Source organism: Clostridium sp. (assembly GCF_051654825.1).
Classification (GTDB): Bacteria; Bacillota; Clostridia; order Clostridiales; family Clostridiaceae; genus Clostridium.
This window is the reverse complement of record NZ_JBOFYU010000221.1, coordinates 1-15,809: the sequence shown is the minus strand read 5'-3', so window position 1 is coordinate 15,809 and position 15,809 is coordinate 1. Positions and strand designations below refer to the sequence as shown.

The following is a 15,809-nucleotide window of genomic DNA, read 5'->3' as shown; positions in this document are numbered from 1 at the left end:
TCTTACAAATTTGCAGGGAGGTGGTATCATGAGTAATAATAAAAATAAAGTAAATGAAAAGTATTTACTTGAGATGACGAATATAGTGAAAGAATTCCCTGGAGTTAAAGCTTTAGCAGGCGTTAATTTAGCAGTTAGACCTGGTACAGTTCATGCACTAATGGGGGAAAATGGAGCTGGAAAATCAACCTTAATGAAGTGTTTATTTGGTATATACCGTAAGGATGAAGGAACTATTAAATTAAATGGGGAAGAAATAAATTTTGAAAACTCTAAGCAAGCTTTAGACCGTGGTGTTGCCATGGTGCATCAAGAGTTAAATCAAGTTAGACAAAGAAATGTTATGGACAACATTTGGCTTGGGAAATATCCAAGAAGAGGTTTATTTATTAATGAAAAGAAGATGTATGATGAAACTAAAAAATTCTTTGATGAACTAGATATTGATGTAGATCCAAGAGGGAAAATTGATGACTTATCTGTATCTCAAATGCAGATGGTTGAAATAGCGAAAGCAGTATCTTATGACTCAAAGGTATTAGTTCTAGATGAACCAACATCTTCATTAACAGAAAAAGAAGTAAGTCATTTATTTAAAATAGTAGAGAAGCTTAAAAAAAGAGGCGTAGGAATTATTTATATATCTCATAAAATGGAAGAAATATTACAAATATCTGATGATGTTACTATTATGAGAGATGGACAATGGATTGCTACTAAGTTAGCAAAGGACTTAACTACAGATAGTATTATTAGTTTAATGGTAGGAAGAGATTTAACTAATCGTTTTCCGCCTAAGGATCATAAAGTTGGAGAAGTTATTTTTGAATGTAAAGACTTCACTGGAGAAGGAAAGACTAATGCTAAGGAAGTTACCTTTGAATTGAGAAAGGGTGAGATTCTTGGAGTTGCAGGGCTAGTTGGTGCAAGACGTACAGAACTAGTTGAAACTATATTTGGAATGAGAAAAGTAGAACGTGGAACGTTGACATTACATGGGAAAGAAATTGATAATTCAACACCACAAAAGGCTATGAAAAATGGTTTTGCTCTTGTAACTGAAGAAAGACGTGTAACGGGAATATTTGAAAAACTAGGAATAGATTTTAATTCAGTAATTGCAAATATTGATAACTATGTTACAAAGTTTGGGTTCTTATCTAATAAGCAAATAGAAAAGGATACTAAGTGGGTTATAGATTCAATGAAGGTAAAAACACCTAATCAAAAAGCTCATATAGGTAACCTTTCAGGAGGAAATCAACAAAAAGTAATTATTGGAAGATGGTTACTTAGGAAACCAGAAGTGCTTTTATTAGATGAGCCTACTAGAGGTATTGATGTAGGAGCAAAATATGAAATATATCAATTAATGAATGATTTAGCTAAAGAAGGGAAAGGAATTATAATGGTTTCTTCAGAAATGGCTGAATTATTAGGTACAACAGACAGAATTTTAGTAATGAGTAACGGTAAATTAGCAGGAATAGTTGATACAAAGACTACATCTCAAGAAGAGATAATGAGACTGTCAGCTAAGTACCTATAAGGGGGATTGAAAATGGAAAAGAGTGCAGCAAAATTCGACAAGAAGAAATTAGGTAGCTTTTTAATGAATAATGCTATATATATAGTTCTTGTAGTATTATTAATAGTTATTGTAAGTATAGACTCTAATTTCTTATCAATAAATAACTTTAGAAATATATTATCACAATCATCATCACGTATCATTATAGCTTTAGGGGTTGGTGGAATTCTTATAGCTCAAGGAACAGACCTTTCAGCAGGTCGTCAAGTTGGGTTAGCAGCTGTTGTATCAGCATCAATGCTACAGGCTACTGATTATGCTTATAAGATGTACCCTAACCTTCCAGAAATGCCTATGATAGTGCCAATATTAATTGCAGTTGCAGTTTGTGCTATTGTTGGTCTTTGTAATGGGGTTGTAGTGTCTATATTAAAGGTACCACCTTTTATAGCAACGTTAGGTATGATGATCATAGTTTATGGATTAAGTTCAACTTACTTTGATAGACCACCATATGGTGCTCAACCAATTGGGGGACTTGATAAAGCATTTACTAAAGCTGTTCAAGGTAGTTTTGGAACAGGAAAATTTGCAGTTCCATATTTAATAGTATATGCATTAATTGCAATAGTATTTATATGGATATTATGGAATAAAACTCGTTTCGGAAAGAACATGTATGCAATTGGAGGAAATCCAGAAGCAGCTAAAGTTTCAGGTGTAAACGTAGTGAAATATCTAATCTTAATATATATGTTAGCAGGAGCATTATATGGATTTGGAGGAGTATTAGAAGCAGGGCGTGTTGCCAGTGCAACTAATAATACTGGTAATATGTATGAACTTGATGCTATCGCAGCCTGTGTTGTTGGTGGAGTTTCAACTTGGGGAGGAGTAGGAACTGTTCCTGGTATAGTTACAGGGGTGTTAATATTCACTGTAATAAACTATGGACTAGCGTTTATAGGAGTAAGCCCATATATGCAATTTATAATTAAAGGTTTAATTATAGTATTTGCAGTAGCAGTTGATATTAGAAAGTATCTTAAAAAGAACTAAATTTAATTTGCATAAGGGGATATTAGTATACGAGCTAATATCCCTTTTGAAATGAAAAATACTAGTAACTTTATAGTATAAAATTAGTAAATATATTTAGAATATTTACTAAATTCAATTGACAATAAAAGGTCGATTTAATAAAATATTAGTATATAATGTTAAAGGATTACAAAAATAGATATAAATAGTATATAATTAAATGTGGAGGGATAACTATGGTAAAGGAATTAGTGAGAGAGTTTAGTGAGATTTTTGGAGGAAACCCAGATGGAGAATATTTCGCACCGGGTAGAGTTAATTTAATAGGTGAGCATACTGATTATAATGGAGGAAATGTTTTTCCTTGTGCATTAACAATTGGAACATATATGATTGCTAGAAAAAGAGAAGATAAGTTAGTAAGATTATATTCAAAGAACTTTGAAAGTCTTGGAGTAATTGAATTTGATGTTGATGATTTAAAAAATGAAAAAGCGCATGATTGGACTAACTACTGTAAAGGTGTTATTTGTGCTTTAAGAGAAAATGGACATACTATTGATTCAGGATTTGAAGGATATGTTTATGGTAATATTCCAAATGGAGCAGGTTTATCTTCTTCAGCTTCATTAGAATTAGTTACAGGAGTTGTATTAAAAGATTTATTTAACTTAGATGTTGATATGATTAGCTTAGTTAAGTTTGGTCAATTAGCAGAAAATAAATTCATCGGTGTAAACTGTGGAATAATGGATCAATTTGCTATAGGAATGGGTAAGGAAAACTGTGCAACATTATTAGATACTAATACATTAAAGTATGAGTATGCACCAGTTGTACTTGATAATGCTTCAATAGTAATTTCAAATACTAATAAGAGAAGAGGACTTGCTGATTCAAAATATAATGAAAGAAGAAGTGAATGTGAAACTGCTTTAGCTGATTTACAAAAAGAACTTAATATAAAAGCATTAGGTGAATTAAGTGAAGAGGAATTTGAAGCTAATAAGCATTTAATAGCTAATGAAACTCATGCTAAGCGTGCAAAACATGCAGTTTATGAAAATAGAAGAACTTTAAAAGCTGTTGAAGCTTTAAAAAATAATGAAATAGATTTATTTGGAAAACTTATGAATGCATCTCATACTTCATTAAAAGATGATTATGAAGTAACAGGAATAGAGCTTGATACGCTAGTGGAACTTGCATGGAATCAAGAAGGTGTAATAGGATCAAGAATGACAGGAGCTGGATTTGGTGGATGTACAGTAAGCTTAGTTAAAAATGACTGCATTGATAGCTTTATTGAAAATGTAGGAAAAGCATATGAAGAAAAAATAGGTCACAAAGCTGACTTCTACGTAGTTAACGTTGGAGATGGAGCAAGAAAATTAGTTTAATTAAAAATAAAGATACGAGGGTGGAATAGTTATGAGTATAAACATTTCATATGAAATAGAGAGATTATTAGAATATGGTATTAAAAATGGATTAGTAGATGAACTAGATAAGGTTTATGTTACAAATAAAATAATGGATGTACTACAATTAAATGATATAGAATTTGTTGAAGTTGAAGAAGAAAATCTTGTTTCTCCAACTCCATGTCTAGAAAATATTCTTGATTGGGCATTTGAAAATGGTATTTTAGAAAGTAATGGGGTAGAGTCAAGAGACTTATTAGACACACAATTAATGGGGTGTTTAATTAAGCCACCTTCAAGTATAATAAATGAATTTAACAAATTATATTCTGACGATGAAAGAAAGGCTACTGATTATTATTATGGAGTTAGTAAGGCTTCAAATTATATAAGAACTGATAGAGTTAAAAAAGATGTTAAGTGGAAAACTTCTACTGAATATGGAGATATAGATATTACTATAAATTTATCTAAGCCTGAAAAGGATCCTAGAGATATAGCTGCAAAGAAAAATACTGTATCAACTAATTATCCTAAATGTTTATTATGTGTAGAAAATGAAGGGCATAAAGGTAGAATAGGATATCCAGCTAGAGAAAATCATAGAATTATTCCTTTAGAATTAAATAATGAAAAGTGGTTTTTACAATACTCACCATATGTTTATTATAATGAGCACTGCATTATTTTAAAAGGAAGTCATGACCCAATGAAGATAACAAATGGGACATTTAAAAGATTGCTAGATTTTATAGATAAGTTCCCACATTATTTTGTTGGTACTAATGCTGATTTACCTATAGTTGGTGGATCAATATTATCACATGATCATTTCCAAGGTGGAAATTATGAGTTCTCAATGGCAAAGGCACCAGTAGAGAAGGAATTTTCTTTAGATAAGTTTAAAGATGTTAAAATAGGAAAAGTTAAATGGCCTATGTCTGTAATAAGATTAGAAGGAAAAAATAAGGAATCTATTTTAGAAGCTGCAATATATATATATGAACAGTGGAAAAAATATTCAGACAAAACTGTTGATATTATTTCTCATACAGATGGAACAGAACATAATACTGTTACACCTATAGCTAGAAAAAGGGGAGAAAATTTTGAGGTTGATTTAGCTTTAAGAAATAATAGAACAACTGAAGAATTCCAATATGGAATTTTCCATCCACATGAAGAATTACATCATATAAAAAAGGAGAATATAGGTCTAATAGAAGTTATGGGACTAGCTATACTTCCATCAAGATTAAAGAAAGAGCTTAAAGAAATTGAAAGATATCTTTTAACTCCTGGATTAGTTCTTGAAATAGATAAAAATGAAGAGCTAAAGAAGCATAAAGAATGGGTAATTTCAATTCTTGATAAATATACAGATATTAGTGAAGAGAATGTAGAAGGAATTCTGCAAGAAGAAGTAGGACTTAAGTTTTTAGCAGTATTAAAGGATGCAGGAGTATTTAAAAGAGATGAAAAAGGCCAAAATGCCTTTGATAAGTTTATTTTAGGATTGTAGGTGAATACATGAATATTGAAAGTAAAATTATAGGTGAATTTCATAATAAGGAAATAATAAGCTATAGTTTAGAAAACTCAAATGGCTTAAAAATAAATGTATTGAATTATGGCGGCATAATTACTGATATTATAGTTCCTGATAAAGACGGTAAGCTAGAAAATGTTGTTATGAAATATAATGATATGAATACGTACAAGGAGAATCCATCGTATTATGGTGCTTTAATTGGAAGAACTTCAGGTAGAGTATGTGAAGGAACAGTTGAATTAAATGGAAAGACTTTAACTTTTAATAAAAACTATGGATTACATCAAGGTCATGGTGGAGATATTGGGTTTGATAAAAAAGTTATGGATGTAAAGACATTTAGAGGTACTGATGAAGCTTATGTAGAACTTAGTTACTTAAGCACTGACAACGAAGAAGGATATCCTGGGAACTTTGATTTAACAGTTAGATATACCTTAACGGAAAATAATGAGCTTAAGATAAATTATAAGGGAATAAGTGATGAAACTACATTAGTTAACTTAACTAATCATAGTTACTTTAATTTAAGTGGTTCTTATAATGATAGTATATTAAATCATCATTTATATATTGATAGTGACTTTTTAGTACAGCTTGATTCAACACAAGTTCCTACTGGAAAGATATTAAATATTAATGGATCAGCATTTGATTTTACAACACCTAAGACAATAGGTAGAGATATTGAAGAGGATGATGAGCAGCTAAAGGTTGGATGCGGATATGACCATCCATGGATATTAAATGGTGGAGATCAAATTAAGTTAAAGCTTTATCATAAGCCTTCAGGAAGAGTTATGGATGTATATACTACACAAAAAGCAGTAGTATTATATTCACAAAACTTCCCAGATGAAGAGCTATTAGAAGGTGGGAAAAAGTGTGAAAGAAGACATTCAATTGCTATAGAAACACAAAGTCCACCTATAGGAAGAGGAAATGCATTTATAAATCACTCAGTGTTAGAAATGGGTGAAGAATATAATCAAGAAACTATATATAAGTTTTCAATTAGATAATAAGGAGCAATCAGCTAATGGCTGATTGCTTTTTGCTTTATATAAAATTAATAAGGTATTTTTTATAAACTCTTCATTATTTTAATAAGTAGCTTATAAACTATATAGATACCAATTTATTTTGGAGGTATAGATGAGTAAAAAAATGCTTTATGAGATTTTTATAGGTTTGTTAGCATTAATGCTTTCAATGATGTTGATTTTAGAGCTTACAATTAGCTTGCCTCATGATGTGGAATTAACATTTTATTATATTAATATAATAGTTAATTTTATATTTATTTTTGATTATGTAATAAGGCTTTTATTTTCTAAGAAAAAAATAGTATTTATAAAAGATAATGTAATAGATTTATTATCTTTAATTACAGTAAAGGGATTTACAAGAATATTTTTAATTTTAAATATTCAAATTCATTTTAACCTAATAGTTATATGGTCTAAAATAATCAGATTAATTTTATTATCATTCAAGTTTAAAAAGAAGATAAAAGAATCTAGGCGGGTTAATAAGTTTAATTATATGCTTGTTTTAACAACTATAGTTATTGTAATTGGGGCTGTAATAATTTCTCAAGTAGAAGGGTTAAGTCTTGGAGATGCACTTTGGTGGAGCTTTGTAACATTTACTACAGTTGGGTATGGAGATGTATTATTAACTACGCCATTAGCTAGGGTAGTAGGGGTTTTGTTAATGATATTTGGAATAGGATTTATAGGGATAACAACAAGTACAATTGCAGCATATATAATAAATGGTGGGAAGAGAAGGCGTAGTATAGGATTTAAGCAGGAAACTATTGAACATATAAAATATAAGTTAGATAATTTCGATGAATTATCTAGTGAAGAAATAGATGAGATTTATAAAATATTAAAATCATTAAAATAATTAAATTTATAATACTATTAAGAATTTTGGGGAATAAAATTAATGTACACAAAAGAAAATAAAGGGGAGTAAAATGAATAGAAAAATAAAAAAAGTTATTATGGTTTCTTTAATTGGACTATCTGTTTTCCAAATTTCTTGTAATGAAAATATAACTATTCAAACCTTAGAGGCAGTTGAAAGTGAAGAATATTTAAAGGAAGAAGAAATTCTTTTAGGGTTTATAGAAAATAATATGATGGATAGTAAAAAAGGAATATATACTAATTTAATTGATGAAAAAAGTGATGGTGATATTACTAGAGGACATAGTATATTATCAGAATCACAAGGAATGATGATGATGTATTACTTATATTCTAGAGAGGATAGTTTATTTGATGAAATGTATAATTACATAAATGATAATATGCTTTTAGATAATGGATTAATAAGTTGGAGAATAGATGAAAATATACCATCAAAGGTATCAGCTACAATAGATGATTTAAGAATTATAAAGGCATTATTACTTGGATATAAGGAATTTGGCAATATTAAATATAAGGAATTAGCTTTAAAAATATCAAATGGTATTTACGATAATTTACTAAAAGATAATTACTTAATAGATTTTAAAGATGAATATGGAATAAGTAATAATTCTACATTGTGCTATTTAGATTTACAATCTATTAAAGTTCTGTCTGAAATAGATTCAAGATGGATATCCAAGTTTGATAAAACATTGGAAGTTATTAATGATGGATATATTTCAAAGGAATTGCCATTATATAAGAATACATATTATACTACTAAAAATGAGTATAGCTTTGATGATATAGAAACATTATTATCTATGAGCGTAATTTTAAATAAGGCTGAAATAGGAGAGGATATAGGGGAAAGTATAAATTGGATTAAAGAAAGGCTAAAGAAGGATGGATATATAGCTTCAGTTTATGACATTAATTCATTAAAAGGTGGAAAGATAGAATCTACATCAATATATGCTATTATAGTACAAATAGCAAAGGTTATAGGTGATAAAGAGTTAGAAGCATTGGGAATGAAAAAAATGATTAGCTTCCAAGTGAAGAATAAAAAATCTAATATTTATGGGGGTTTTGGAAACGAGAAAACCATGGAAGTTTATTCTTATGATAATTTAAATGCTCTTTTAGCCTTTAAAAAAGTAAAATTGGAAGAGAATTAGGAGATTCACCTTATTATTTTTTATAACTTGGACAATTTTTTAATAAAGTTTAGAAAGATATCGTTATCTTTAGAACAATTAGTAAATTTTTCAAAAGATATTGAAGAATGTATTTGATTGGATTAAAATATAGTAAAATTATTCACATATATAAAAGTAGAGTCGTTTTGACTCTACTTTTGACGTTTAAGCTATCACGAGATTCCTTATAAATAAATTTAATATTAAATGATAAGAATATTAAGAGAAAAAGATTACTAACTTTATAAAGTAGGCTAAAGTTATGGAGGCGATAATGTGAAAAATATTTTAAGAATATTTACTAGAGATTTAAAAAGTATAGTAACTAATTGGGTAGCTCTAGTAATAATTCTAGGATTAATGATTTTACCATCGTTATATGCATGGTTTAATATTAGTGCTGGATGGGACCCTTATGGAAATACCAAAGGAATACAGGTTGGAATTGTAAATAAGGATTCTGGTGATAGTTTAGGTGATAAAAATATTAATGTAGGAGATCAGTTAATAGATAAGCTTAAGGAAAATACTAATTTAGGTTGGCAGTTTGTTAGTGAAGAAGAGGGGAATAAAGGGGTAAATACAGGAGAGTATTATGCAACTATTATAATACCTGAAGATTTCACTAAGGAAACATTGTCAATAATATCTCATGATATCAAAAGACCTACCTTAATTTATAAGGTAAACCAAAAAAGTAATGCAATTGCTCCTAAGATAACTGATAAGGGAGTAAGTACTATTAAAACTGAAATAGACACAACTATAGTAGAAACTGTTAATGGAGTATTATTTAAAGTACTAAATGAAACAGGTGTAAGCTTAGAAGAAGTAAGACCAAAGCTTGTAAGATTAGTAAACGGAATTATAGAAATTAATAATAATATGCCAGAAATCGAAAATCTAATAAATCAAGCTTATGATGGAGTAATAACAGCAGAGGATCTTACTAATAAAATTAATGCTAATATACCTGTAATACAAGAAACATTAGATACTAGCAATAGTTTATTAACAGATGTAAGTGGATATTTACAAAAGGCAAAAGAAGGAGTTGTGGATGTAGCACCTGTCGTAAAAGGAGATTTAGAATTTGTAAATGAAACATTAGGTTTTGCAGATTCTGTAATAGGAGACTTATTAAATTTAGACGTAAATGTTAATAAGGATGCAATACTAGAAGCTTTAGACGGTATTATTATAAAAATAACAGATATTAAAAGTAAAATAGATGGTATGGTTAAATTATTAGGTCCTTTAGGAAAATTAAATCCTGAAATAAGAAACCTAATAGAAGAATTAAATAATATTAATTATAAGTTAGATGATGTTATTACAGTAATAGGTGATGCTAAAGATAAAATAATAAATGGTGAGCCTATAGATAAAAGTAAGTTAGAAAATATTAAAGCTTTAATCGAAGCAAATAAAGCAGTTGTAGCTAATATTTTAGATAATTATGATTCTAAATATGTTCCTGAAATAAATAAGGCTATAGATCAAATGACTACTATTACTGATAATACATTAGGATTAGTATCAGGAGCTCAAGATTCAATACCTAAGGCAACGGATTTATTAAGTAAATTAATAAAAGGAGTAGACTTAGGAAAGGAAGAATTAGAAAAAATTAAAGCTGATCTTCCAGAGTTTAAGGAAAAATTATCATCCATTGCTGGTAAGGTTGAAGGATTAGATGATGAAGAAAAAATAAATACTTTACTAAGCTTATTAAAAAATAACTGGGAAGAAACAAGTACATTCTTAGGAAGCCCAGTAAAAATAGATGAGGAAGTATTATATCCTATACCTAACTATGGTTCAGCAATGTCACCATTTTACTCAACTCTTTCATTGTGGGTTGGTGCATTAATTTTAGTTTCATTATTAACGACTAATGCTCATTCTATGGAAGATGGTAAGAAGCTTAAGACTTATGAACAGTATTTTGGAAAGTTCTTAACATTCGCATTTATAGGTATTTGTCAAGCATTAATACTTAGTATAGGAGATATGCTAATTTTAAATTGTTATGTGGTTAACCCAGCATTATTTGTAGGAATTAGCGTATTTACAAGTGTAGTATTTATTACAATGGTATATACTCTAGTATCTATATTTGGCAATGTAGGAAAGGCTATTTCTGTAATTCTTTTAGTTATACAAGTAGCTGCAGCAGGAGGAACATTCCCTGTGGAAGTAATGAGTCCATTCTTCCAATTTGTTCATCCATTTTTACCATTTACTTATGCTATTTCAGCTATGAGAGAAGCTGTAGGTGGAGTTGTAGTAGAAAACTTATATAGAGATATTACAACTCTTGTAATTTATGCTGTAGTATTTATTGTAGTAGGAATATTATTAAAGGGTCCTATAAATAAAGCTACTAAAAAGCTTAAAGATAAATTAAATGATAGTGGATTAATAGGACATTAGAAGATATAAAAGGTTACCTTATTTAAGGTAGCCTTTTTTGTTTTTCTATTAAATGGTATAATATTTTTAAATAGTTATTAATTTAAGACTAATGGAGGGATACAAAATGAAAAAGATAGTAGTATTAGATGGAAAAACTTTAGGTAAGTTAGAATTTAATAAGCTTAATGAGTTTGGAACAGTAGAATTTTATGAAACAACGTCAGCAGATGAAGTAAAAGATAGAATAAAAGATGCAAATATTATATTAACTAATAAGGTAGTTTTAAAGGAAGAAAATTTAAGTGTTGCTAAAGATTTAGAATTAATATGTGAAACTGCAACAGGATTTAATAATATAGATATAAAATATTGTAAGGAAAATGGAATTGCAGTAACTAATGTAGCTGGATATTCTACTAACACAGTAGTTCAACATACATTTGCAACGGTTTTAACATTATGCGATAAATTATCTTATTATGATAATTATGTTAAATCAGGAGAATATGCTTCATCAGGATTATTTACTGATTTAGGAAAGCCTTTTAATGAACTTCATGGGAAAACTTGGGGTATTATAGGACTAGGTGAAATAGGAAGAAAGGTAGCTAAAATAGCTGAAGCTTTTGGAACAAATGTAGTTTATTATTCAACATCAGGTAAAAACAATAATTCTGAATATAAGCAAGTTACCTTTGATGAATTACTTTCATATTCAGATATAATCACTATACATGCACCATTAAATGAAAATACAATGGGACTAATAAATTTAGATGCATTAAAGAAAATGAAAAATACTGCTATATTAGCAAATATGGGAAGAGGTCCTATAGTGGTTGAAGAGGACTTAGCAAAGGCTATAGATGAAGATATAATAGCTGGAGCAGCATTAGATGTATTTGAAGTTGAACCGATAAAAGAAAATAGCCCTATAACAAAGATTCAAAAAGAGGAAAAGGTTATTTTAACACCTCATATAGCATGGGCAAGTATTGAAGCAAGAGAAAGATTATTTGGAGAAGTTATAGAAAATATTAAAGGTTTTTATAATAGAGAAAAAAGAGGAAGAGTAGAATTATAATAAAAATTCAAGGGTGTTTATTACCCTTGAATTTTTTCGCAAAACTTTTCTTTTAAAATAGTAATTACTCCTTCTTCAGAATTACTAGGAGCAATTTTATGAGCTTTTTTCTTTATATCTTCAGGGGCATTATCCATAGCATAGCTATAGTAAGCTCTTTCAAACATTGGTATATCATTATAATAATCTCCAAAAACCATGGTTTCACCATTAGTTATTGCATACTTATCTTGTATCTTTTGAAGTCCCTTACCTTTATTTATACCATTATCCATTATATCAAGCCATATTTTCCCTGAAACTACTATTTGAAGTTCATCACTAAAGCAGTTTTCAAAAAAATCTTCAGAGAGTTTTTTTACGTTCTTAAAATGACATAATGTAACCTTAATTACATCATCTTCTACATCCTCTATGTTTGAAATAATTTCTTTATTGTAATAGTATTTATCTACTTCTTGTATAAATTCAGGATCATCACTTTCAATATAAGCACATTCCTTGCAGCATAGTATTATATGAGCATCCTTAGCCTTTCTATATTGTGAAATTACTCTTTTAACTAAAGGTTTTTCGATTATGTCACAATAAATAATATGTTCGTTTTCTACTATAGTTGCTCCGTTATCAGCAACAAAGGTAATGTGGTTTGAAAGTGAACCGAAATCCTTTTTTAATGTATAATAAGGTCTTCCAGATGCAGCTATAAATTTAATATTTTTCTTAAGTAATTCCTTAAGAACATTTCCAAAATCATGAGGTATTGTACAGTCTTCTTTTAATAAAGTTCCATCTAAATCGGTAGCTATAAGTTTAATCATTTTATCACCTATTCCATATTAATCATATTACCTTATATTTTAATCATATTGATTAGTTTTTATGTATATAAATAATAGAAGAATTTAATTATAAATTCGATTGACAATAAATGTAATATATAGTAATATTACTAATAAGTTAATAATGAAAGGCTATGAATGAGAGTATTAGATTGTATGAGATCTTAAAGAGAGTAGAGTGTTTGGTGAAAGCTCGCAGATTATCGCTTTTGAACTAGCTCAGGAGCCGTATTGCCGAAACTAAGTAGGCTTTACCGGAGTATAATAATATTCCGTTATTTAAATTAAGTAAGGTTTTGGATGGTACCGCGTAGATTTGCTCCAATAAGGAGCAGACCTACGTTTTTTTTTACTCTTAAATATTTAATTGGGGAATTAATAGAAGGGGGCAACATAAATGAATTATAAGAAGTACAAAAAATTTGAAACAATTAGGTTAAGTGATAGAACTTGGCCAAATAACACAATTGAAAAGGCACCTTTATGGTGTAGTGTAGATTTAAGGGATGGAAATCAATCTCTTATAAATCCAATGACAGTAGAAGAAAAAATAGAAATGTTCAATATGCTTGTAGAATTAGGTTTCAAGGAAATTGAAATAGGATTTCCATCAGCATCTCAAATAGAATTTGATTTTTTAAGAACATTAGTTGAAAGGGAGTTAATTCCTAGCGATGTTAAGGTTCAAGTACTTACTCAAGCTAGAGCCCATTTAATAGAAAGAACCTTTGAAGCTTTAAAGGGTGTAGAAAAAGCAGTTGTTCATATATATAATTCGACATCTATTTTACAAAGAGATGTTGTGTTTAATATGAGTAAGGATGAAATTAAAGAAATAGCAGTTGAAGGAACAAAGTTAGTAAAAAGATATGCAGATGATTTTAAAGGAGAAATTACATTAGAATATTCACCAGAAAGTTTTACAGGTACTGAAGTTGAATATGCTCTAGAGGTTTGTGAAGCTGTATTAGATACATGGGAAGCATCCAAGAATAATAAGGTTATAATTAATTTGCCTTCAACAGTTGAAATGGATACTCCAAATATATTTGCAGATCAAATAGAGTGGGTAATAAGAAATTTTAAAGATAGGGAAAGAGTTATAGTAAGTATCCATCCTCATAATGATAGAGGAACAGGGGTAGCAGCAGCAGAGTTATCATTATTAGCAGGAGCTGATAGAATTGAGGGAACATTATTTGGTAATGGTGAAAGAACTGGTAATGTAGATATATTAAATTTAGCTTATAATATGTTTTCACATGGAGTTAATCCAGAGCTTAAATTAGATAATGTAAATAAAATAATAAGTGTATATGAAAAATGTTGTAAGATTCCTGTTCATATTAGACATCCTTATGCAGGGGAGCTTGTATTTACAGCATTTTCTGGGTCACATCAAGATGCTATAAATAAGGGAATGAATAAATATAGAGAAAGAGAAAATCAAATATGGCAAGTTCCATATTTACCAATAGATCCTAGTGATTTAGGAAGAGAATATGAAGCATTAGTAAGAATAAACAGTCAATCAGGAAAGGGTGGAATAGCATTTGTTTTAGAAAATCATTTTGGATATAAGATGCCAAAGGCTATGCATAAAGAATTTGGTGAAATTATTCAAGGTGTAACAGAAAAAGTTGGGGAAATATCTCCTAAAATAATAATGGACAAGTTCCAAGAAGAATATTTAAATGCTAAAGGACCTTTTGAATTAGTTAAGTTTAAGGTCAGTGATAATAGTGAAGATAATAATGAAACAGTTATTGAAGTTAACTTCTCATATAATGGGGAGCAAAAATACTTTGAAGCTAGTGGTAATGGACCTATAGATTCTTTAAAGAAGGGATTAATAAAAAGCGAGTTAGTTAAAACTAATATAATTGATTATGCAGAGCATTCATTAGGAAAAGGATCAGAAGCAAAGGCAGCTGCATATGTACAAATGACAAGATGTGATAATAGTATAGAAACCTTTGGTGTTGGAGTAGATAGTAATATTACTGTAGCATCTATAAAAGCTGTATTTAGTGCAATAAATAGATTATATAAATAGTATAAAAAATAGAAGCCACTTATTAGTGGCTTCTATTTTAATATATTTTAAATAGAAACTTTCATATCTACTATAGTTGAATATTCCCATGCATTTACAAGGCCTGTTAACATGTTATTAAGAACTCTTCCAATAATATAATAAGCATTGTCATTTAAGTTAGCTAAAGATACTCTTAAAGCCCATCTTGAAGAAGCGAATCCATCACCATTAAGAAGGATTAGTGAGTAATTTTTAGCTAAATCATACATTATATCAAATGGGGTATAGTTTTCGTGAATGAAGTTTGCAAAGTCTTCACCATATTTATGTTTTGCCCATTCTATAATATTTATTTCAGTATAGTAAGAAGCATCATTAGGATTGTCTATAAGCTCCATATTTAAGCCTTCGAAAAGTAAAGATTTACGCTTTTTACATATATCCATAGTTAAATGTTTATAGCTATCTTTTTCATCTATTAATGCAAATCCACAGAAAAATGCCATTTGAACTTGCTGTGGTGTAGAAAGGCCAGCAGTATGGTTTAAAGCAACTTGTCTACTATCTGCGACTAATCGATCTATAAAAGATATATCTTCAGGATTGTATGCCATATGCTTATATCTATCATTTACTATATCCTTTTTATCCTTTGGTAAATCTGCTATGAGCTTATTAAATATATTTTTTTCATGAAGCATAATAGTTCCTAATCTCCAACCTGTTACTCCAAAGTATTTTGAAAGAGA

Annotated in this window: 11 protein-coding genes and 1 pseudogene; 10 read left to right on the top strand and 2 right to left on the bottom strand. The window is 29.1% G+C overall.

The window, feature by feature from the left end:
- The first annotated feature begins 28 nt into the window (after positions 1-28).
- From mglA to ACRDBA_RS12855, 9 genes are all read left to right on the top strand, one after another.
- Positions 29-1,549, top strand: coding sequence for a galactose/methyl galactoside ABC transporter ATP-binding protein MglA (gene mglA, locus ACRDBA_RS12895; RefSeq protein WP_438573332.1), 1,521 nt, complete (start codon positions 29-31; stop codon positions 1,547-1,549).
- Between the two features lie 12 nt (positions 1,550-1,561).
- Complete coding sequence (gene mglC, locus ACRDBA_RS12890; protein WP_438573331.1) at positions 1,562-2,590, top strand: galactose/methyl galactoside ABC transporter permease MglC; 1,029 nt, start codon at positions 1,562-1,564, stop codon at positions 2,588-2,590.
- Between the two features lie 212 nt (positions 2,591-2,802).
- Positions 2,803-3,972 (top strand): galactokinase, encoded by a 1,170-nt coding sequence (locus tag ACRDBA_RS12885; RefSeq protein WP_438573429.1) that lies wholly within the window; start codon positions 2,803-2,805, stop codon positions 3,970-3,972.
- A 31-nt stretch (positions 3,973-4,003) separates the two neighbouring features.
- Positions 4,004-5,518 (top strand): UDP-glucose--hexose-1-phosphate uridylyltransferase, encoded by a 1,515-nt coding sequence (gene galT, locus ACRDBA_RS12880; RefSeq protein ID WP_438573330.1) that lies wholly within the window; start codon positions 4,004-4,006, stop codon positions 5,516-5,518.
- 8 nt (positions 5,519-5,526) lie between these two features.
- Complete coding sequence (locus ACRDBA_RS12875) at positions 5,527-6,570, top strand: aldose epimerase family protein (RefSeq protein ID WP_438573329.1); 1,044 nt, start codon at positions 5,527-5,529, stop codon at positions 6,568-6,570.
- 133 nt (positions 6,571-6,703) lie between these two features.
- Positions 6,704-7,462: a potassium channel family protein gene (locus ACRDBA_RS12870; protein ID WP_438573328.1), complete on the top strand. Its 759-nt coding sequence runs from the start codon at positions 6,704-6,706 to the stop codon at positions 7,460-7,462.
- A gap of 73 nt (positions 7,463-7,535) precedes the next feature.
- Positions 7,536-8,657: a glycosyl hydrolase family 8 gene (locus ACRDBA_RS12865; RefSeq protein ID WP_438573327.1), complete on the top strand. Its 1,122-nt coding sequence runs from the start codon at positions 7,536-7,538 to the stop codon at positions 8,655-8,657.
- Positions 8,658-8,954: 297 nt separating this feature from the next.
- On the top strand, positions 8,955-11,114 hold the full coding sequence (locus ACRDBA_RS12860) for a YhgE/Pip family protein (protein ID WP_438573326.1): 2,160 nt from the start codon (positions 8,955-8,957) through the stop codon (positions 11,112-11,114).
- 106 nt (positions 11,115-11,220) lie between these two features.
- Positions 11,221-12,180, top strand: coding sequence for a D-2-hydroxyacid dehydrogenase (locus ACRDBA_RS12855; RefSeq protein ID WP_438573325.1), 960 nt, complete (start codon positions 11,221-11,223; stop codon positions 12,178-12,180).
- Positions 12,181-12,200: 20 nt separating this feature from the next.
- Here the strand turns inward: ACRDBA_RS12855 and ACRDBA_RS12850 are convergent, their stop codons facing one another.
- Entirely contained in the window at positions 12,201-13,001 is an 801-nt protein-coding gene (locus tag ACRDBA_RS12850; RefSeq protein WP_438573324.1) for a Cof-type HAD-IIB family hydrolase, read from the bottom strand.
- Positions 13,002-13,419: 418 nt separating this feature from the next.
- Here ACRDBA_RS12850 and leuA point away from each other — a divergent pair, with 418 nt between their 5' ends.
- Positions 13,420-15,078, top strand: coding sequence for a 2-isopropylmalate synthase (gene leuA / locus ACRDBA_RS12845; RefSeq protein ID WP_438573323.1), 1,659 nt, complete (start codon positions 13,420-13,422; stop codon positions 15,076-15,078).
- A 47-nt stretch (positions 15,079-15,125) separates the two neighbouring features.
- Here leuA and ACRDBA_RS12840 read toward each other — a convergent pair.
- A pseudogene (locus tag ACRDBA_RS12840) lies at positions 15,126-15,809 on the bottom strand (aspartate 4-decarboxylase); the annotation flags it as partial.

Excerpts from the sequence above, each read along its gene's own strand:
- mglA (WP_438573332.1), top strand. The coding sequence starts at position 29 with ATGAGTAATAATAAAAATAAAGTAAATGAAAAGTATTTACTTGAGATG.
- mglC (WP_438573331.1), top strand. The coding sequence starts at position 1,562 with ATGGAAAAGAGTGCAGCAAAATTCGACAAGAAGAAATTAGGTAGCTTT.
- galT (WP_438573330.1), top strand. The coding sequence starts at position 4,004 with ATGAGTATAAACATTTCATATGAAATAGAGAGATTATTAGAATATGGT.
- ACRDBA_RS12875 (WP_438573329.1), top strand. The coding sequence starts at position 5,527 with ATGAATATTGAAAGTAAAATTATAGGTGAATTTCATAATAAGGAAATA.
- ACRDBA_RS12870 (WP_438573328.1), top strand. The coding sequence starts at position 6,704 with ATGAGTAAAAAAATGCTTTATGAGATTTTTATAGGTTTGTTAGCATTA.
- ACRDBA_RS12865 (WP_438573327.1), top strand. The coding sequence starts at position 7,536 with ATGAATAGAAAAATAAAAAAAGTTATTATGGTTTCTTTAATTGGACTA.
- ACRDBA_RS12855 (WP_438573325.1), top strand. The coding sequence starts at position 11,221 with ATGAAAAAGATAGTAGTATTAGATGGAAAAACTTTAGGTAAGTTAGAA.
- ACRDBA_RS12850 (WP_438573324.1), bottom strand. The coding sequence starts at position 13,001 with ATGATTAAACTTATAGCTACCGATTTAGATGGAACTTTATTAAAAGAA.
- leuA (WP_438573323.1), top strand. The coding sequence starts at position 13,420 with ATGAATTATAAGAAGTACAAAAAATTTGAAACAATTAGGTTAAGTGAT.